Annotated in this window: 19 protein-coding genes; 6 read left to right on the plus strand and 13 right to left on the minus strand. The window is 69.0% G+C overall.

What is annotated here, in order from left to right:
- Nucleotides 1-110: 110 nt before the first annotated feature.
- The 9 genes from ACEUEL_RS07895 to glyA all read right to left on the minus strand — a co-directional run bounded on the left by ACEUEL_RS07895 (nt 111) and on the right by glyA (nt 8,377).
- Nucleotides 111-1,352 carry an NAD(P)/FAD-dependent oxidoreductase gene (locus tag ACEUEL_RS07895; RefSeq protein ID WP_405703783.1) on the minus strand — a complete coding sequence of 414 codons (1,242 nt, stop codon included), beginning with the start codon at nt 1,350-1,352 and terminating at the stop codon, nt 111-113.
- A 330-nt stretch (nt 1,353-1,682) separates the two neighbouring features.
- Complete coding sequence (locus tag ACEUEL_RS07900; protein WP_405703784.1) at nt 1,683-2,447, minus strand: ABC transporter substrate-binding protein; 765 nt, start codon at nt 2,445-2,447, stop codon at nt 1,683-1,685.
- A gap of 290 nt (nt 2,448-2,737) precedes the next feature.
- Nucleotides 2,738-3,766 (minus strand): thiamine-phosphate kinase, encoded by a 1,029-nt coding sequence (thiL, locus tag ACEUEL_RS07905; RefSeq protein ID WP_405703786.1) that lies wholly within the window; start codon nt 3,764-3,766, stop codon nt 2,738-2,740.
- A gap of 3 nt (nt 3,767-3,769) precedes the next feature.
- On the minus strand, nt 3,770-4,267 hold the full coding sequence (gene nusB, locus ACEUEL_RS07910; RefSeq protein ID WP_405703787.1) for a transcription antitermination factor NusB: 498 nt from the start codon (nt 4,265-4,267) through the stop codon (nt 3,770-3,772).
- A 3-nt stretch (nt 4,268-4,270) separates the two neighbouring features.
- The gene (gene ribH, locus ACEUEL_RS07915) at nt 4,271-4,768 is read right to left on the minus strand and encodes a 6,7-dimethyl-8-ribityllumazine synthase (protein WP_405706639.1); all 498 of its coding nucleotides are present in this window, start codon (nt 4,766-4,768) and stop codon (nt 4,271-4,273) included.
- A 43-nt stretch (nt 4,769-4,811) separates the two neighbouring features.
- Nucleotides 4,812-5,402, minus strand: a complete 591-nt coding sequence (locus ACEUEL_RS07920; protein ID WP_405703789.1) for a riboflavin synthase — start codon at nt 5,400-5,402, stop codon at nt 4,812-4,814.
- A gap of 3 nt (nt 5,403-5,405) precedes the next feature.
- Complete coding sequence (gene ribD, locus ACEUEL_RS07925; protein WP_405706642.1) at nt 5,406-6,485, minus strand: bifunctional diaminohydroxyphosphoribosylaminopyrimidine deaminase/5-amino-6-(5-phosphoribosylamino)uracil reductase RibD; 1,080 nt, start codon at nt 6,483-6,485, stop codon at nt 5,406-5,408.
- 83 nt (nt 6,486-6,568) lie between these two features.
- Complete coding sequence (gene nrdR, locus ACEUEL_RS07930; RefSeq protein WP_405703790.1) at nt 6,569-7,060, minus strand: transcriptional regulator NrdR; 492 nt, start codon at nt 7,058-7,060, stop codon at nt 6,569-6,571.
- Nucleotides 7,061-7,069: 9 nt separating this feature from the next.
- On the minus strand, nt 7,070-8,377 hold the full coding sequence (gene glyA, locus ACEUEL_RS07935) for a serine hydroxymethyltransferase (protein ID WP_405703792.1): 1,308 nt from the start codon (nt 8,375-8,377) through the stop codon (nt 7,070-7,072).
- 307 nt (nt 8,378-8,684) lie between these two features.
- Here glyA and ACEUEL_RS07940 point away from each other — a divergent pair, with 307 nt between their 5' ends.
- From ACEUEL_RS07940 to ACEUEL_RS07950, 3 genes are all read left to right on the plus strand, one after another.
- Nucleotides 8,685-9,713, plus strand: a complete 1,029-nt coding sequence (locus tag ACEUEL_RS07940; protein WP_405703794.1) for a histone deacetylase family protein — start codon at nt 8,685-8,687, stop codon at nt 9,711-9,713.
- Between the two features lie 123 nt (nt 9,714-9,836).
- Complete coding sequence (gene adhP / locus ACEUEL_RS07945) at nt 9,837-10,862, plus strand: alcohol dehydrogenase AdhP (RefSeq protein ID WP_405703796.1); 1,026 nt, start codon at nt 9,837-9,839, stop codon at nt 10,860-10,862.
- Nucleotides 10,863-11,022: 160 nt separating this feature from the next.
- The gene (locus ACEUEL_RS07950) at nt 11,023-11,622 is read left to right on the plus strand and encodes a hypothetical protein (protein WP_405703798.1); all 600 of its coding nucleotides are present in this window, start codon (nt 11,023-11,025) and stop codon (nt 11,620-11,622) included.
- A gap of 293 nt (nt 11,623-11,915) precedes the next feature.
- Here the strand turns inward: ACEUEL_RS07950 and ldtR are convergent, their stop codons facing one another.
- The 3 genes from ldtR to ACEUEL_RS07965 form a co-directional block, all read right to left on the minus strand.
- Complete coding sequence (gene ldtR / locus ACEUEL_RS07955) at nt 11,916-12,428, minus strand: transcriptional regulator LdtR (RefSeq protein ID WP_405703799.1); 513 nt, start codon at nt 12,426-12,428, stop codon at nt 11,916-11,918.
- 411 nt (nt 12,429-12,839) lie between these two features.
- Nucleotides 12,840-13,271, minus strand: a complete 432-nt coding sequence (locus ACEUEL_RS07960; protein ID WP_405703801.1) for a DUF6163 family protein — start codon at nt 13,269-13,271, stop codon at nt 12,840-12,842.
- A complete protein-coding gene (locus ACEUEL_RS07965; protein WP_405703802.1) occupies nt 13,268-14,347 on the minus strand; it encodes an enoyl-CoA hydratase/isomerase family protein in 1,080 nt (359 codons plus the stop codon). Before ACEUEL_RS07965 ends, ACEUEL_RS07960 begins: the two co-directional genes overlap by 4 nt.
- Nucleotides 14,348-14,553: 206 nt before the next feature.
- Between ACEUEL_RS07965 and hemB the strand changes: the two genes are divergently transcribed.
- The gene (hemB, locus tag ACEUEL_RS07970) at nt 14,554-15,612 is read left to right on the plus strand and encodes a porphobilinogen synthase (protein WP_405703803.1); all 1,059 of its coding nucleotides are present in this window, start codon (nt 14,554-14,556) and stop codon (nt 15,610-15,612) included.
- Nucleotides 15,613-15,635: 23 nt separating this feature from the next.
- Here hemB and ACEUEL_RS07975 read toward each other — a convergent pair whose 3' ends face one another.
- Complete coding sequence (locus tag ACEUEL_RS07975) at nt 15,636-16,166, minus strand: dihydrofolate reductase family protein (RefSeq protein ID WP_405703804.1); 531 nt, start codon at nt 16,164-16,166, stop codon at nt 15,636-15,638.
- A 314-nt stretch (nt 16,167-16,480) separates the two neighbouring features.
- Here ACEUEL_RS07975 and ACEUEL_RS07980 point away from each other — a divergent pair, with 314 nt between their 5' ends.
- Together ACEUEL_RS07980 and ACEUEL_RS07985 are read left to right on the plus strand one after the other, a co-directional pair.
- Nucleotides 16,481-16,717: a hypothetical protein gene (locus ACEUEL_RS07980; protein ID WP_405703805.1), complete on the plus strand. Its 237-nt coding sequence runs from the start codon at nt 16,481-16,483 to the stop codon at nt 16,715-16,717.
- A 15-nt stretch (nt 16,718-16,732) separates the two neighbouring features.
- Nucleotides 16,733-17,419: a hypothetical protein gene (locus ACEUEL_RS07985; RefSeq protein ID WP_405703807.1), complete on the plus strand. Its 687-nt coding sequence runs from the start codon at nt 16,733-16,735 to the stop codon at nt 17,417-17,419.
- The last annotated feature ends 115 nt before the right edge of the window (nt 17,420-17,534 follow it).

Genomic DNA, 17,534 nt, shown 5'->3' on the forward strand with positions numbered 1-17,534 from the left:
CTGGAATACCAGCGAATTGCCGCCGGCCAGGTCGGTCCGTGGAAAATTCCGGCGCGCTCGCCCATGGGAAACGGTACGCCCGTCGCCCTCGCCGTCCGTCTGCCGTGTCGTCAGCCGAATCGTGTCGGCGCGAAGGGGGCCGGGTCGGCCAGCGGCGTCTCGCCCGTCATCATCTGCGCGACGAGCCTCCCGGTCACCGGGCCGAGCGTGAAGCCGAGATGCTGGTGGCCGATGGCGAGCCACAGCCCCTTGCGCCCCGGCGCCGGGCCGATCGCCGGCAGCATGTCCGGGAAGGCCGGGCGGCAGCCCATCCACGGCTCGGGATCGCGCCGCTCGCCGAGCGGGAACAGGTCGCGCGCCAGCGCCTCGGTGCGGGCGAGCTGGACCGGCGATTTCGCCGCATCGCGCCGGGCGAACTCGACGCCGGTGGTGAGGCGGATGCCGCGCTCCATCGGCGTGATGACGTAGCCGCCCTCCTCGTCGAGCACAGGGCGGGTCAGGCCGGCATTGCCCTGCGCGCCATAATGCATGTGGTAGCCGCGCTTCACCGCCAGCGGCAGGTTGAGGCCGAGCGGGCCGATCAGGTCGAGCGCCCAGGGGCCCGCCGCGACCACGGCCGCGTCGGCGTCGAGGCGCTCGGTCGCCGTCACCGCCCGCCAGCCGGCGGGAAGCGGCGCGAGCGCGCGCACGTCCGCCTCGACGATGCGCCCGCCGAGCGTCTCGAACAGGCTCGCATAGGCCTTGGTGACGCCGCCGGGGCTCGACACGGAATGGGGATCGGACCACAGCGCCGCGCCGCGGAACACCGGGCGCAGGAACGGCTCCAAGCCGATCGCCTCGTCGACCGAGAGCTCGCGCGCCGTCAGCCCGTATTCGCGGGCCAGCGGGAACTCGTCGCGCTCGCGCACCATCCCCGCCTCGGTGCGGTAGAGCTTCAACCAGCCGCCCTCGCGGAAATAGGACTCGGCCCCCGCCTCGGCGGCGAGCGCGTGGTGATCGCTTAGCGAATGCTCGAGCAGCGTCGCGATGGCGCGCGAATAGGCCATCACCCGCTCCGGCGCGGAGGCACGCCAGTAAGCGAAGAGCCATGGCGCCAGCCCGGGCAGCGCCGACCAGTGGTAGTTCGCGCCCGGATTGCGCTTCAGCGCCACGTCGAGGAAATCGCGGAACTGGCGCGGGAAGGTGACGGGATAGAGCGAACCACGCTCGACCAGCCCGGCATTGCCGTGCGAGGTCTCCTCGCCCGGGCCGCGCCGGTCGATCAGCACCACCTTCTGCCCGCGCTTGGCGAGATGCAGGGCAACGCTGGTGCCGACGATGCCGGCGCCGATGACGAGTGTGTCGTATTTCATGGGAGGTGATTCCGGCGGCCGCGGCACCGGACCCGCGGCGGCGTGCGGGCCCGGCAGGCGGCCGGGCATTTTCGGGGGAGCGACGGGGGAGAGCTTGTCCTCGCCATCCCGGAACGGCTGAAGGCCGCATCCGGGATGGTCGGGGCGTTTCACGCGGCGAACGATCCCGGCGCTTCGGCTGTGCCGCCGGCCGGGATGACGCCGCATGGGCGCTCACCCGCGCGGCCGCTTCCGGGATCGCGCGGAACGTTCGCCCGATCCGCGGTCCCGGCTCGCCGGCGTCGCCGCCGGCCGGGATGACGCGGCCTCGGGCGGGGCCGCCCCGACAGCTCAGTAGATGCTGAAGGGGAAGTACTTGGCGTTGATGGTCTTGTAGGTGCCGTCGGCGACGATCTCCTTGATCGCCTTGTTCAGCATCTCGCGCAGTTCGTTGTCTTCCTTGCGCACGGCGATGCCGGTGCCCTGCGGGTTGACGTCCATCAGGTCGGGACCGACGAACTTGCAGCACTTGCCGGCGTCGGTCTTCTCCAGCCATTCATACAGCACGAACTTGTCGGCCAGCACCGCGTCGAGCCGGCCCGACTGGAGGTCGGCATTGGCCTCGTCCTGCGTGGCGTAGAGCTTGATGTCGCTGTCCTTGTACTTGTCCTCGAGATAGACCGAGCCGGTGGTCGAGGACTGCGCGCCGATGGTCTTGCCCTTCAGCGCGGCCGGCGAGACGTCGGTGATCTTGGTATCCTTCGGGGCGATGAAGTTGCCCGGCGTCTGGTAGTAGGGGATGGTGAAGGACACCTTCTGCTTGCGCTCGTCGGTGATCGCCATCGAGGCGAGGATGGCGTCGAACTTGTTCGCGAGCAGCGCGGGGATGATGCCGTCCCAGTCCTGCGCGACGAAGGTGCATTCGACCTTCATCTTCTCGCACAGCGCCTTGCCGATCTCGACGTCGAAGCCGACGAGCTGGCCCGAGCTGTCGACGCCGTTGAAGGGCATGTAGGCACCTTCGGTGCCGATGCGGACCTTCTTGATCTCGGCCTGGGCGGCGCCGGCGCCGATCAGCAGCGCGGCCGCCGCGGCGACGAATGTGGTGATCTTCATGTGGTGACGTCCCTTGTTCTGGTGCCGACGGCTGCCCCCCGCCTGGTCCGGCCGCCGGATCGAGCGGGGAAGCTAGGCCGGGAATTCCACAGGCGCAATCGGACTTTTTGCAACTCCGCCGAACCGGCGCGCCGCCTCGGAGCCTGTTCGGAAAGTCACACGCAGCATGGTCATCCCGGCCGGAGCCGCAGGCGAAGAGCCGGGATCGCGGCCAGGATACCCACGCGATCCCGGATACGGCCTCCGGCCGTTCCGGGATGACGCTCGTGAAGGAGTTTTCCGACAGGCACTCAGAAATGGCTGAAGCTGCCGTGGGCGAAGGCGAGCGGATGGCCCTCGCCGTCCAGCACCGCCAGCCCCTGCCCCGCCGCCGTGCGCCCGATCACCGCGACGCCGAGCCCGGCGGCGGTCGCGGTGGCGGTGAAGGCCGCGACATCCTCGTCCGGCATCACCGCGAGGATCTCGTAGTCGTCGCCGCCGGTCAGCGCCGTCTCGCGCAGCGCCGGTTCGGCGGCGATGGCGGCGCGGGCGGCGGGCGAGAGCGGCACGCGCGCCGCCTCGATGGTGCCGCCGACGCCGGAAGCCGCGAGCAGCTTGGCGAGATCGCCCACCAGCCCGTCGGAGACATCCATCGCCGCACGGGCGTGCGCGCGCACCGCCGGCGCCACGGCGAGGCGCGGGCGCGGGTGCAGGTAGCGGTCCGCCAGAAAGGCCCGCGCCTCGTCGGACAGTGCCGCGAAGCCCGCCCGCGCCGGATCGAGCCGCAGCGCGAGGCCGAGCGCGGCATCGCCGATGGTGCCGGTGACGACGATCGCCTGCCCCTCCCGTGCGCCCGAGCGGGTGACCATGCGCCCGCACGGCACCACGCCGAGCGCGGTGATCGAGACCATCAGGGGACCCGGCGTCTTCACCGTGTCGCCGCCGAACAGCGGCGCGCCATAGGCCCGCGCATCGGCGCCGAGGCCGGCGGCGAAGGCTTCCAACGCCGCCGCGTCCATGTCCGGCGGTATGGCGATGGCGAGCAGCAGGCCGAGCGGCTCGGCGCCCTTGGCGGCGAGGTCGGAGAGGTTCACCCGCACCGCCTTGCGGGCGATCGAGCCGGGCGGATCGTCGGGGAAGAAATGCACGCCCGCGACCAGCGCGTCCTTGGTCAGGACGAGGTCATGGCCGGGCGGCGGGGCGATGACGGCGGCGTCGTCGGTGAGGCCGAGCGCACCGGGATGGTCGGCGATCGGCCGGAACAGCCGGGCGATCAGCGCGTCCTCGCCGGACATCCCGCCGGCGGCCGTCGCGTCATGCGTCCCGCCCGCGCCCGCCATGGCTCAGCCGGTGAATTCGCCGGCCCGCGCCTCGCGCGCCAGCCCGTCCAGCACGGCATTGACCATGCCGGTCTCGTCCCGGTCGAGGAAGGCGGCGGCGACGTTGGTGTATTCGTTCACCACCACCCGCGCCGGCACGTCCGGCCGCGCGGTGAGTTCATAGGTGCCCGCGCGCAGCACGGCGCGCAGCACCATCTCGATCCGCTTCAGCGGCCAGCCGCGCACCAGCGCGGCGTCCAGCACGGGATCGATCGCGCGCTGCTCCCGCAGCACGCCGGAAACGATGTCGCGGAACAGGTTCACATCCGCCGCGGCGATCTCCTCGCCCTCGATCTCGCGGCCGATCCAGTGGCTTTCGAACTGGGCGAGGATGTCGTCGATCGGGGTGGCGGCGACGTCCATCTGGTAGAGCGCCTGCACGGCATTGAGGCGCGCGGCGCTCTTGCGCAGCGGCTTGTGGTTCACCTTGGACGGGCTCGCGGCGGGGGGTGTCGCGGTCATGGCTCAGCACCCCACGGTGCGCTTGAGGCGCAGCAGGGTGAGCGCGGCCTGCGCGGCGCCGCCGCCCTTGTCGCCTTCCGACACGCGGGCGCGCACCCAGGCCTGCTCGTCGGTCTCGACGGTGAGGATGCCGTTGCCGAGCGCCAGCTTGCGGGCGACCGCGAGATCCATCAGCGCGCGCGAGGATTCCCCGGCCACGATCTCGAAATGATAGGTCTCGCCACGCACCACGCAGCCGAGCACGACGACGGCGTCATAGGGCTGCCCGGCCGCCTCGGCGGCATCGAGCGCGATGGCGGTGGCCGGCGGAATCTCCAGCGCACCGGGCAGGGTGATGACGTCGAACATCGCGCCGGCCTCGGTGATCGCCGCCTGCGCGCCGGCCAGCAATTCGTCGGCGATGTCGTCATAGAAGCGCGCCTCGACGATCAGCACGCGCGCGCCCTCGACGGACACGAAGGCGAGCGGATCGGCGGCGCGCGGCGGGCGGGGGCTCGCCATCATGAACCTCTTCGATCTCGATTGGGTCGCAGGCGTACAGGTCTCAGCGGAACTGCGCAAGGCGCGCGGCGTAGCGCGCCATCATGTCGACCTCGATGTTGACGCCGTCGCCCACCGCAACCGCGCCCCAGGTGGTTTCGGCCAGCGTGTGGGGAATGAGCAGGCAGGTGAACTGCGCGCCATCGACCTCGTTGACGGTCAGCGAGGTACCGTTCAGCGTCACCGAGCCCTTCGGCGCGATGAACATGGCGAGTTCCGCCGGCGCCTCGAAGGTGAAGCGCGTGGTCTCGCCGATATCCTCGCGGGCGACGACGCGGGCGATGCCGTCGACATGGCCCTGCACGATGTGCCCGCCGAGTTCGTCGCCGATCCTCAAGGCCCGTTCGAGGTTGAGGCGGGTGCCGACCTGCCAGGCGGCGGCGGTGGTCACCGCCAGCGTCTCCGGCGCCGCCTCGACCGCGAACGCCCCCTGCCCCGTCTCGACCACGGTGAGGCATACCCCGGCGCAGGCGATGGAGGCGCCGAGATCGATGCCGGCCGTGTCGTATCTCGTCGCGATGGTGAGCCGGCGCACGTCGTTGCGCGGCGTGAGCTCGGTGATCTCGCCGATGTCGGTGACGATGCCGGTGAACATGGTTCAGCGCCTCAGGATCGACAGGCGGTCGCGCCCGTGGGTTTCGGTTTCCGCCAGCGTCAGGCCCGCGGTGAGCGCCGCCACCGGCAGCCCGTCCACCGCATCGAGCGCGTCCGCGCCCAGCGGCAGCGGGCTCTCGAACAGCGCCACCTCGTCGATGAGCCCGGCGCGCACGAAGCCGGCGGCGATGCGCGGGCCGGCCTCCACCATCAGCCGGGTGATGCCGCGCAGCGCGAGCAGTTCCAGCGCCTCGGCGGGATCGGGCCTGCCATCGCTCCCGCGGCGGACCCGCATCACCTCGACGCCCGCCGCCTTCAGCGCGAGTTCCGGGGCCACCGGCGCGTCCTCTGACGCGATGACCCAGACGGGCGCCTCCGCCACCGAGCGCACCAGCCGCGAGGCGAGCGGCAGGCGCAGCTCGCCGTCGAGCACGATGCGCAGCGGCGAGCGCTCGGCCATGCCCGGCAGGCGGCAGGTCAGCAGGGGATCGTCGGCGAGCACGGTGCCGATGCCGGTCAGTACCGCGTCATGGGTCGCGCGCATCAGGTGGACGCGCCCGCGCGCCGCCTCGCCGGTGATGGCCGCGGGCCGGCGCCCGGCGAGGCCGACCTTGCCGTCGGCGGAGACCGCGAGCTTGAGCATGACGTGCGGCCGGCCGTCCCGCACCCGGCGGATATGGCCGGCATGGGCGAGGCGCGCCTCGGCGGCACCCGCGCCGACGCTCACCTCGACGCCGAGCCCGCGCAGATAGGCGAAGCCGCGCCCGGCAACGCGCGGATCGGGATCCTCGATCGCCGCGACGACGCGGGCAATGCCGGAATCGCGGATCGCCTCGACGCAGGGCGGCGTGCGGCCCTGATGCGAGCACGGCTCCAGCGTGACGTAGAGCGTGGCGCCCCGCGCCGCCGCGCCGGCGGCGGCCAGCGCCTGCGGCTCGGCATGGGGCCGCCCGCCCGGCGCGGTCGCCCCGCGCGCGACCAGCAGCGGCCCCGCCGCTTCCTCGCGCACCACGAGCGCACCGACGGAGGGGTTGGGCCAGGTCTGGCCGAGATGGCGGCGCCCGAGGGCCAGCGCCGCGGCCATCCAGCCGGCATCGGCGGGCGCTCGGGCGGGATCGGGCGGGGATGACGGCGCGGCCGCGAAAGCAGCGCCCCGCAGCGGCGCGGTCATTCGTCCCGCTCCGCCCCGTGCGGCTCCACCTCGTCCTGCCGGGTCTCGAGTTCGCCGAGAACGGCGGAGAAGTCCTTGGCCTCGCGGAAATTGCGATAGACCGAGGCGAAGCGGACATAGGCGATGTCGTCGAGCTGCTTCAGCCCTTCCATCACCAGTTCGCCGATGGTTTCGGAGGCGATCTCGCTCTCGCCGGTGCTCTCCAGCCGACGCACGAGGCCGGAGACGAGGCGCTCGATCCGCTCGGGCTCGACCGGGCGCTTCCTCAGCGCCACCTCGATGGAACGGGCGAGCTTGTCGCGGTCGAACGGCACGCGACGGCCCGAGCGCTTGACGACGGTGAGCTCGCGCAGCTGCACGCGCTCGAAGGTGGTGAAGCGGCCGCCGCAATCGGGGCAGATGCGGCGGCGGCGTATGGCGGCGCTGTCCTCGGTGGGACGGGAATCCTTGACCTGGGTGTCGAGGCTCCCGCAATAGGGACAACGCATAGGCTTACCTCAGCTGTAGATGGGGAACCGCGCCAGCAGGGTCTTGACCTTGCCGCGCACGGCCTCCTCGACCAGGCTGTCTTCCTCGACGCCCTTCTGCGACAGCACGCCCAGCACCTCGGCGATCATGTCGCCGACCTGCTGGAATTCCGCGACGCCGAAGCCGCGCGTGGTGCCGGCCGGGGTGCCGAGGCGGATGCCGGAGGTGACCATCGGCTTCTCGGGGTCGAACGGGATGCCGTTCTTGTTGGTGGTGATGTGGGCACGGCCCAGCGCGATCTCGGAGACCTTGCCGGTCAGCTTCTTCGGCCGCAGGTCGACCAGCATCAGATGGGTGTCGGTGCCGCCGGAGACAATGGCGAAGCCGTGACCCTTGAGGTTTTCCGCCAGCGCCTTCGCGTTCTCGACCACGGTCTTGGCGTAGAGCTTGAACTCCGGCTGCAGGGCCTCGCCGAACGCCACCGCCTTGGCGGCGATGACGTGCATCAGCGGGCCGCCCTGGATGCCCGGGAAAATCGCCGAATTGATCTTCTTCGCGAGGTCCTCGTCATTGGTGAGGATCAGGCCGCCGCGCGGGCCGCGCAGGGTCTTGTGGGTGGTCGAGGTGACGACATGGGCGTGCGGCACCGGGTTCGGGTGCACGCCGCCGGCGACGAGGCCGGCGAAATGGGCCATGTCGACCATCAGCTTGGCGCCGACCGAATCGGCGATGGCGCGCATCTTCGCGAAGTCGATATGGCGGGGATAGGCCGAGCCGCCGGCGACGATCACCTTCGGCTTGTGCTGGTCGGCGAGCGCGGCGACCTCGTCATAGTCGATGCGCTGGTCGTCCTGCCGCACGCTGTAGGCGACCGGCTTGAACCACTTGCCCGACAGGCTCACCGGCGCGCCGTGAGTCAGGTGACCGCCGGCGGCGAGGTTGAGGCCGAGGAACGTATCGCCCGGCTGCATGAGGGCGAAGAACACGGCGGTATTGGCCTGCGCGCCCGAATGCGCCTGCACATTGGCAAAGCCCGCGCCGAACAGCTTCTTGGCGCGCTCGATGGCGAGGCTCTCGGCGACGTCGACGAACTGGCAGCCGCCGTAATAGCGCCGGCCCGGATAACCCTCGGCATATTTGTTGGTCAGCACCGAGCCCTGCGCTTCCAGCACGGCGCGGGAGACGATGTTCTCGGAGGCGATCAGCTCGATCTCGTCGCGCTGGCGGCCGAGTTCGGCGTCGATCGCGCCGGCGAGCTCGGGATCGCTCTCGGCGAGCGAGGCCGAGAAGAACCGGCTGTTGGCGCTGGCGGGGGAAGCGTGGGCGTGGGACGACATGGGCGGCCTCCGAGTGCGGCGGGTGCAGGGCTGGCAGCAGGGCTGTGCGACTGGCCGCCGGACGCGCGAAATCAGGCCGGTCGCTTACCACAGCGCTCGGCCCGTTCAAAGCATGCGATGCGCAAGGCCGCCTTGCACGAACGCGACAGCTCCGCCCGCGGGATGCGCGGGGCGTGGTCCATCCGCGCCGTCATGGCCGGGACCACACCGGCCATGACGAAGGCGCCGTTCCGTGCTTCCGTCCCGCCGGTCGAGCACCTAAGCTCGCATGCCCGCCAAAAACAGCCCGCAACCCGGATCCCGCTGCATGAAAACCGTCTATTCGCCGCGCCATCTCGGCCATTCCGGCCAGGTCGAGCTCTATAACGGCGCCATCGTGCCGGCCTTCGAGAAGCCGGAGCGGGCCGAGATGATCCGCGCCGCGGTCGAGGGGCGCGGCTTCGGCGCGACGGTCGAGCCCACCGCGCACGGGCTCGATCCGCTCACGAGGGTGCATGATCGCGCCTATGTCGATTTCCTCGGCACGGTGCGGCAGATGTGGATCGAGGACGGGCGCAGCGGGCCGATCCTGCCGAGCTTCTGGAAAGCGCCGGGCATGCGCGCCATCGAGCCGGAGACGGTGGACGGCAAGCTCGGCCATTTCTCCTTCGATGCCGGCTGCTGCCTAGTCGAGGGCAGCTGGGACGCGATCCAGTCCTCGGCCGACGTGGCGCTGACCGGCGTCGACCTCGTGCAGGCCGGCGATTCCGCCGCCTTCGCGCTGTGCCGCCCGCCGGGGCATCACGCCCATGCCGCCAACATGGGCGGCTATTGCTACATCAACAACGCCTCGGTCGCCGCGCAGGCCTTCCGCGACGCGGGCGCCGGGCGCGTCGCCATCCTCGATGTCGACTACCACCACGGCAACGGCACCCAGTCGATCTTCTACGACCGCGCCGACGTGCTGGTGTGCAACATCCACGGCGACCCGAAGCAGGAATATCCCTATTTCCTCGGCCATGCCGACGAGACCGGCACGGGCGCCGGCGAGGGCTTCAACGCCAATTTCCCGCTGCGCTGGGGCACCGATTTCGGCGTCTGGTTCGACGCGCTGGAGGCGGCGTGCCGGAAGGTCGAGACCTATGGGCCGGATGCGCTCGTCGTCTCGCTCGGCGTCGACACCTACAAGGACGACCCGATCTCGCAGTTCCGCCTCGACAGCCCCGACTACCTCGCCATCGGCGCGCGCATCGCGCAGTTGCGCAAGCCGACGCTGTTCGTGATGGAAGGGGGCTATGCGGTGGAGGCCATCGGGGTGAACGTCGCCAACACGCTGGAGGGTTTCGTCGGGCGGTAGCGGCTTTCGGGGGCGATTCCGCCCCGAATCCCTCCCGCATACGGACTCCTGCGCACGATCGCGGGACGGGATGCGCCTTATGATGGGCATCAGCATCATCGCCCCCATCACCGGAGACCTGCCATGTCGAACATGATGAAGGCCGCCCTCTGCCGGCAGTTCGGCGCCCCGCTCACCATCGAGGAGCTGCCCGTTCCCGAGCCGGGCCCGGACCAGATCCTCGTGCGCATCGCCGCCACCGGCGTCTGCCACACCGACCTGCACGCCGTGAACGGCGACTGGCCGGTCAAGCCCAACCCGCCCTTCATCCCCGGCCATGAGGGGGTCGGCACGGTCGCCGCCATCGGGCGGAACGTGAAGCGGGTCAGGGAAGGCGACCGCATCGGCGTGCCGTGGCTGCACACCGCCTGCGGCTACTGCCCGCATTGCCGCACCGGCTGGGAGACGCTGTGCGGCCAGCAGCAGAACACCGGCTATTCGGTGAACGGCAGCTTCGCCGAATACGCCCTCGCCGATCCCAACTATGTCGGCCGCCTGCCGGACAATCTGGACTGGGGTCCGGCGGCGCCGGTGCTGTGCGCGGGCGTCACCGTCTACAAGGGGCTGAAGGAGACCGAGGTGAAGCCGGGCGAGTGGGTCGCCATCTCCGGCATCGGCGGGCTCGGCCACATGGCGGTGCAATACGCCAAGGCGATGGGCATGCATGTCGCCGCCATCGACGTCCACGCCGACAAGCTGGAGCTGGCGACGAAGCTCGGCGCCGACCTCGCGGTGAACGCCAAGGAGGTCGATCCCGCCGCCGAAATCCAGAAGGCGATCGGCGGCGTGCACGGCGTGCTGGTCACCGCCGTCTCGCCGAAGGCGTTCGAGCAGGCCTTCGGCGCGCTGCGTTCGCACGGCACCATGGCGCTGGTCGGGCTGCCGCCGGGGATGATGGCGCTGCCGATCTTCGACACGGTGCTGAAGCGCATCACCGTGCGCGGCTCGATCGTCGGCACGCGGCAGGATCTGGAAGAGGCGCTGGAGTTCGCCGGCGAGGGCAAGGTCGCCGCGCATTTCTCCTGGGACAGCCTCGACAACATCAACGCCATCTTCGCGAAGATGGAGCAGGGCGGCATCGACGGGCGCATCGTGCTCAGGATGGCGTGAGGCGCGGATCGATCGGGGCGAACCGGCAAGCGCCGGGCGCCCTGCCCCGGCGCGTCGCGAGCCCCGCCAGCCCGGTTGCTGGGCCGCGTCGTGGCGTCATAGCCCAAATGGGCCATTCATCCCGCCGCGAAGCGCACTACCTCTCCCCTATGGTCGGGGAGTGACGATGATGCGCGGTCTTCGGGTTCTGGTGCTGGCCGGTCTGTCCCTGCTCGCGGTCGTGCCCGCCCGTTCGGCAGACGAGGAAAACGTCTGGTGCTCCTGCCGCGGCATCTTCAGCACGCATTTCGAGCGCTACGGGATCCATTCCTTCATCTTCCACGTCTCCGACCGCATCGGCGTCACCGTCTGCAAGACGCAGACGAACGCCTTCATAGCGGCGGCGGAACGGCACTATCCCAAGCTGAAATTCGAGGAAACGCGCGCCTGGTGCAGCTACAGCTTCAAGGAGGATGAGGAGGTCGCGTTCTCGAAGAAATGGCTGCGCGAGGACAAGGCCAAGATCGGCAGCTTCTTCAAGGATGTGCTGGTGTTCGGCTTTGCCGGCGAGGGCGAGCCGATCGCCAAAAGCAAGGAGCGCGGGCCGGACGAAGGATCACGATGGTGCGACAATGAAGTCAACGTTGTCTTCAACCGCATCAAAGACCAGATCACCAAAATTGGCAATGGAAGATACTGTATTTCCAATAGGAGAAGGGGAACGATGATAGAGTGCGTCTACAGCGAGAAACGAATATCGACCGGCGGCCATTGCTATTAGCGTGCGCCCGTACTCTGCCATGACGTTGATGATCGACACCGTATCCTCGAACGGCTCAGAACCCGTTTACAAAGTTCGCTAAAAGCGGCATCCTGGAATGGCCGGAGGCTGTATCCGGGATCGCGTGGGTACACTGGTGAGCGGTCCCGGCTCTTCGCCTGCGGCTCCGGCCGGGATGACGGTGCCGCAAGAAATTTTCAAAAGGGCTCTCAGAGGCGGCCACCCGGCCCGAACGCGAATGGCCGGGACAAGCCCGGCCATGACGCCCCCCTGTCGGGTTCCGTCCGCCTTCTTCAGAGGCGATACAGGATCTGGTCGGTCCAGAAGCGCTCGAGGCGGACCAGCGCCTTGTTGATGACCTGGAAGTCCTGCGCGCCGATGCCGCCGATCTGCTCGATGGTGGCGATGTGCTTCTGGTAGAGCTTCTCGACGATGTCGCGAACTTCCTCGCCCTTGTCGGTCAGCTTGATGCGGACCGAGCGGCGGTCGATGCGCGAGCGCTGGTGGTGGAGATAGCCCATCTCGACCAGCTTCTTGAGATTATACGAGACGTTGGAGCCGAGGTAATAGCCGCGGGTGCGGAGTTCACCGGCGGTCAGTTCGGCGTCGCCGATGTTGAACAGAAGCAGCGCCTGCACGCTGTTCACGTCCGAACGGCCGCGACGGTCGAACTCGTCCTTGATGACATCGAGCAGCCGGCGATGGAGACGCTCGACGAGCGTGAGCGCCTCCATGTAAAGCGGCTTGATTTCCTGCCGACGTTCGTCCCCCTGAGCGGTATCAACCGCCTGCGCTGTGCTCTTCATGTCCGACGCCTCAAATTTTATTTTGTTTTGAGAGAATGTCTCTCGTTGATGCATACGGTTTTACGTGAAGCCTTCTAAAAACCGCTTAAACCGCAGGATGAATCTTTAGTCACCCGGCATTGTTTACAAGGCCTGAATCGAATCGTCTGAATCCAGCGGAGTCAAGGACTCGCGGCACGGATTCGACACCGGCGCGCCGCGCCGCCGCCCCGATCCGTTGACCGACGGCTAACCATTTGAGGAACATCGAAATTCGGAAAAGGCCGCGGCGAACGCGGAATCCGCCCGCCGGCGCGCCGTCATCCCGGCCGCGGCGACGCGGAGCGCCGGGATCGTCCGCCGACGGGTCTCCCGACGATCCCGGATGCGCCCTGTGGCCGTTCCGGGATGGCACGTCTCACGGCCGGACGATCAGGTCTCCTCGCCCTCGCCGGCGGCCTTGAAGGCCAGCACGGCATAGGCGATCACCAGCAGCACCTCGAAGCCGGCGACGATGAACTGGCTGCCGATGCCCTCCGGCGTCCAGGCGTTGATGATCACCTGCACCAGCGTGGTGGCGAGCCAGAGCACGACGCCCCAGGCCGCGCCGAGCCACAGCCCCACCGCCGCCACCGGGTTCATGATCGCCGCCCAGATCACCGCCGCCTGCGCGCCGGTGGAGAGCATCTCGAAGCGGCTGGTGGAACCGTCGAACACGCCGCAGATCAGCAGCCAGCTATAGACCGTCTTCAGCAGCAGGAAGCCGGCGAGCACGCGCAGATAGAGCAGCACCCGTCCTTCCCAGAGGCCGAGCGTCACGGTCGCCGGCCCGAGGGCGGCATCGAGCATGTCGGGCTGCTTCACGCCTCAGGGCTCCTCTCGTCGAGCACCAGTTCGTCGGGCAGCGGCGTATCGAACATCGCCGCGACCGCGCCCATGTCGACATCCTCCAGCCGCGCCGGCTGCCAGCGCGGATTCTGGTGCTTCTCGATCAGCATGGCGCGCACGCCCTCGTAGAGATCGTGCCCCTCGAGTATTCGCGTCACCACGCGGAACTCGCGCACCAGACATTCGGCGAGCGTCAGCGAGATGCCACGCCGCATCTGCTCGAAGGCGATGGCGACGCTGGTCGGCGAGACCTTGCGGATGGTGGCCGCCTGCAGCAGCGCGAACTCGGCGTCCACCCCCTCCCCCCGCGCGGCATGGTCGAGCGCGGCGAGGATGGCCTCGACGCTGCCGCCGGCGAAGACGCGGTCGATCAGCGGGTAGAGCGCGCCGAGCGCCGGCTCCGGGGGCGCGGCGGCGAAGCGGTCGAGCAGCGCCTCCATGGCGTGCCCCTCGGCGAGCGCGTCGACGAGGTCGGGCCAGCGTTCCGCCGGGATGTGATGGGTGTAGAGGCCGAACGCCATCGCGTCCGACAGCCCGATCCGCGCCCCGGTCAGCGCCAGCCAGGTGCCGCTCCAGCCCCTGAGACGCGGCAGCTTGTGGGTGCCGCCCACGTCCGGGAACATGCCGATGGCGACCTCGGGCATGGCGAAGGCGAGGTTCTCTCCCGCGACGCGGAAGCGCCCGTGCCCGGAGACGCCGAAGCCGCCGCCGAAGCAGATGCCGTCGACCAGCGACACGAAGGGCTTGGGATAGATCGAGATGTAATGGTCGAGCGTGTATTCGTCGCGCCAGAAGCGGCGGGCTTCCTCGGCCCGGCCGGCCTCGCCCAGCAGCGCCATCGCCTTGATGTCGCCACCGGCGCAGAAGGCCCGCCCGCCCGCGGCGCGCAGCACCCCGTGCTGGATGCCGGGATCCTCGGCCCATTCGGCGAGGGCGGCGTGCAGTTCGCCGATCATGTGGTGGGTCAGCGCGTTGAGCGCGCGCGGCCGGTCCAGCGTGATCAGCCCGGCGACGCCCTGCCGCTCGACGATGATGTCGGTCTCGACGCTCACGATTCCTCCGAACCTCGCCCAGCCAGCAGGGCAATAGCCGCTTCCGGCCCGCCGGGGAAGGCTCCCAGCCTCCGCCCGCGGCGCGATCCGCGTCAACACGCCCCGGCGCGATGCCGGTCGAATAGGCAATCCTCCGACTGACGGTGCTCGCGCCCGCCGTCATATGACGTTATAAACATTCGAAAGAGGCCGTCGTGAGTGCATCCATGCCCATTCCCTTCGCCCGTCCGCGCGCCGTTCCCGCCGAGCCCGCCAGCCGCGCCGACGCGCTGCGGCTGGACCTCGCCCACCGGCCCCGGCGGAATCGCAAGTCGGAATGGGCGCGCAGCCTGGTGCGCGAGAACACGCTCACCGTCGCCGACCTTATCTGGCCGATCTTCGTGATGGATGGCGAGGGCGCGCGCGCGCCGGTCTCGTCCATGCCCGGCGTCGAGCGGCTCACCGTCGACGAGGCGGTGCGCGAGGCGGAGCGGGCGGCCAAGCTGCGCATCCCCGCCCTCGCCCTGTTCCCCTACACCAACCCGGACGAGCGCACGCCGGACGGGCGCGAGGCGCTCAACCGCGACAACCTCGTCTGCCGCACGCTGCGCGCCATCAAGGCCGCCGTGCCCGAGATCGGGCTGATCACCGATGTCGCGCTCGATCCCTATACCAGCCACGGCCATGACGGCCTGCTGTCGGAGGACGGGCGCATCCTCAACGACGAGACCGTCGCCGTGCTTATCGAGCAGTCGCTGGTTCAGGCCGATTCGGGCGCCGACGTGATCGCCCCCTCCGACATGATGGACGGGCGGGTGGGCGCCATCCGCGGCGCGCTCGACCGCTTCGGGCATCAGGACGCGCAGATCCTCGCCTACAGCGCGAAATACGCCTCCGCCTTTTACGGCCCGTTCCGCGACGCGGTGGGCTCGAATGGCTGCCTGAAAGGCGACAAGCGCACCTACCAGATGGACCCCGCCAACACCGACGAGGCGCTGCGCGAGGCGATGCTCGACATCGAGGAAGGCGCGGACATGCTGATGGTGAAGCCCGGCATGCCCTATCTCGACGTGCTCGCCCGGCTGAAGGACACGTTCGGCCTGCCGACCTTCGCCTACCAGGTCTCCGGCGAATACGCGATGATCGAGGCCGCCGCCCGCAATGGCTGGCTCGACGGCGAGAAGGCGATGATGGAGAGCCTGATGGCCTTCAAGCGCGCCGGCGCCGACGGCATCCTCACCTATTTCGCCCCGCGCGTGGCGGAACGGCTGGCCCGGGGGGAGTGAGGCTCGGCCGATACCCGCCCTCCTCACACGGGCACATAGGTCAGCCGGATCACGTCCTCGTCGATCCGGTCGCTGCCCGTAAGCCTGAGCCGCGGCCGGGGACCGGCGAAGAACGGCGTACCGCTACCCAGCACCACCGGGTGAAGGTAGAGCCGGTACTCGTCGATGAGATCGAGATCGGCGAGGCTCTGCGCCAGCACGGGCCCCGAAACGTCGATCTCCCCGGCGAGACGCGCCTTCAGCTCCCGTATCGCCGTCCCGATGTCACCCGCGACGAGCGTGGCGTTCGGGCCGACCTCCGTCAGCGTCCGCGACACGACCCATTTCGGCTGACGCCGCCACGCCGCGGCGAAGGCGTGCTCGTCCGCGCTCCATCCGGGCTGATCCTCGTCCCAATAGCGCATGAGCCCGTAGATTCGGCGGCCGTAGATGCTGCCGGCGAGACCGCCCACTTGCTCGATCCAGTGCCGGAACAGCACGGGACCGGGCGCGAATTTCTCATGGTCGACATAGCCGTCCAGCGACACGTTCATTCCGAAGACGAGCTTCGCCATGCTTGCCGGACCTCCGCCGTGGGTTCTCTCGGTCTTATGGGAAACGCACCCTACAGGCTGTCGTTCCGGCCGGGAACGCAGCCGGCGAGGACGAGGGCCTTCGCGGTCGCCGTTCAGGTGAGCGAATCCCACTCATCGAGCAGCCTGAAGCCGACATAGTCGCGCCCCGGAGCATGGAGGCGCGGTGACGGAACGCTGTCAACCACGCCGGCCTCCCCTTACGGTCGCGAGTATCGTTGCGTCAGCCATTGCACATGCAACCCTGGGGCGGCTATCGGTGCGTGCAGGCGGGCGGGTGGACCCGGGAGGCTGGGGTGACGCCGCAGCGCAGGACCGAGATCGAGACCGAGCTGCGCCAGGCCGGCGTGCCGCCCGACGTGATCAGCTACGTGATGAAGGCGCAGCTTTATGAGTGGTATTCGACCGCTCATAACCTCGTCTTTGGCTCGGTTTTCTTTTCGTTGGCATTCATACCTTTATTTTTCGAACGATTTTTCGATCATCATGCGCGCGATCTCGCCAAGGCGCGGGGCGCAATTCTCTATATGTAAAACGACGGCGGCTGGATGATCATTGCATTATTCGCAACCCTGTTTGTGGTCGGCGCTGCCGTCGCCTTCCTGTTTGCGCGAACCCCAAATCTTCGGATCAATTATGTCGTGTCCACCATCGTGGAGCGGAAGAAGGTGCTCCTTTCCGAATGGGTTGTGGACTGGGGCATCCGGCGGCTGCGCCGTGTGACGGACCCGGAGCGCTACGTGCGCAGGGCGGTGCAGGGAAGCCTCGCGATGATGGGCGTCCCCGGACTCCTGCTGGGTATGCTCAGCGCCTATGTGGCCGTGCGAGAATGGCACAGCTATGAGGCCTTCTCGCCGACCGTCTACATCAATGAACCCTTCTTCCCGTGGAACGCCGCCGTCACGCATGAGTGGTCGAGCGCGGTCTCGGTGACGATCGGGTGCCAGCACAGCTTTCGCAGTCGGGGAGCCGACGTCGACGACTTGATCTACACCGTCACCTTCGCCGACGGGACGGAGGCAAATCTCGGCACCGCGACGCCGGTGCGGGGCTCCTGGCTGGACGCGATGGAGGTGATCGATCGGGCCATCCTCCGATCCCGCCCCCGGCTTCTGGCGTGGAAGGGGTCGACCGAGGAAGCGCTCGACCCGCGCTGCGTCGACGCCATCTACGAGCGGTTCCCCGACGACGAGTTCGAGCGCTTGAAGAAGGTAATGAAGTGGGTCGAGAGTTAGAGACTTTTTGGAGAGTCCCATAACGTGCCGCCGCGTCCCGGACCAGCCAAGGCACAGCGCCGGGACCCGGGGGATAGACCGCCGAAAGCGCTTCGATCAGGGATTTCGAGGCTTC

This window comes from Ancylobacter terrae, from assembly GCF_045108345.1.
In the GTDB taxonomy this organism is placed as follows: Bacteria; Pseudomonadota; Alphaproteobacteria; order Rhizobiales; family Xanthobacteraceae; genus Ancylobacter.

Excerpts from the sequence above, each read along its gene's own strand:
- ACEUEL_RS07895 (WP_405703783.1), bottom strand. The coding sequence starts at position 1,352 with ATGAAATACGACACACTCGTCATCGGCGCCGGCATCGTCGGCACCAGC.
- ACEUEL_RS07900 (WP_405703784.1), bottom strand. The coding sequence starts at position 2,447 with ATGAAGATCACCACATTCGTCGCCGCGGCGGCCGCGCTGCTGATCGGC.
- thiL (WP_405703786.1), bottom strand. The coding sequence starts at position 3,766 with ATGGCGGGCGCGGGCGGGACGCATGACGCGACGGCCGCCGGCGGGATG.
- nusB (WP_405703787.1), bottom strand. The coding sequence starts at position 4,267 with ATGACCGCGACACCCCCCGCCGCGAGCCCGTCCAAGGTGAACCACAAG.
- ribH (WP_405706639.1), bottom strand. The coding sequence starts at position 4,768 with ATGGCGAGCCCCCGCCCGCCGCGCGCCGCCGATCCGCTCGCCTTCGTG.
- ACEUEL_RS07920 (WP_405703789.1), bottom strand. The coding sequence starts at position 5,402 with ATGTTCACCGGCATCGTCACCGACATCGGCGAGATCACCGAGCTCACG.
- ribD (WP_405706642.1), bottom strand. The coding sequence starts at position 6,485 with ATGGCCGCGGCGCTGGCCCTCGGGCGCCGCCATCTCGGCCAGACCTGG.
- nrdR (WP_405703790.1), bottom strand. The coding sequence starts at position 7,060 with ATGCGTTGTCCCTATTGCGGGAGCCTCGACACCCAGGTCAAGGATTCC.
- glyA (WP_405703792.1), bottom strand. The coding sequence starts at position 8,377 with ATGTCGTCCCACGCCCACGCTTCCCCCGCCAGCGCCAACAGCCGGTTC.
- ACEUEL_RS07940 (WP_405703794.1), top strand. The coding sequence starts at position 8,685 with ATGAAAACCGTCTATTCGCCGCGCCATCTCGGCCATTCCGGCCAGGTC.
- adhP (WP_405703796.1), top strand. The coding sequence starts at position 9,837 with ATGTCGAACATGATGAAGGCCGCCCTCTGCCGGCAGTTCGGCGCCCCG.
- ldtR (WP_405703799.1), bottom strand. The coding sequence starts at position 12,428 with ATGAAGAGCACAGCGCAGGCGGTTGATACCGCTCAGGGGGACGAACGT.
- hemB (WP_405703803.1), top strand. The coding sequence starts at position 14,554 with ATGCCCATTCCCTTCGCCCGTCCGCGCGCCGTTCCCGCCGAGCCCGCC.
- ACEUEL_RS07975 (WP_405703804.1), bottom strand. The coding sequence starts at position 16,166 with ATGGCGAAGCTCGTCTTCGGAATGAACGTGTCGCTGGACGGCTATGTC.
- ACEUEL_RS07985 (WP_405703807.1), top strand. The coding sequence starts at position 16,733 with ATGATCATTGCATTATTCGCAACCCTGTTTGTGGTCGGCGCTGCCGTC.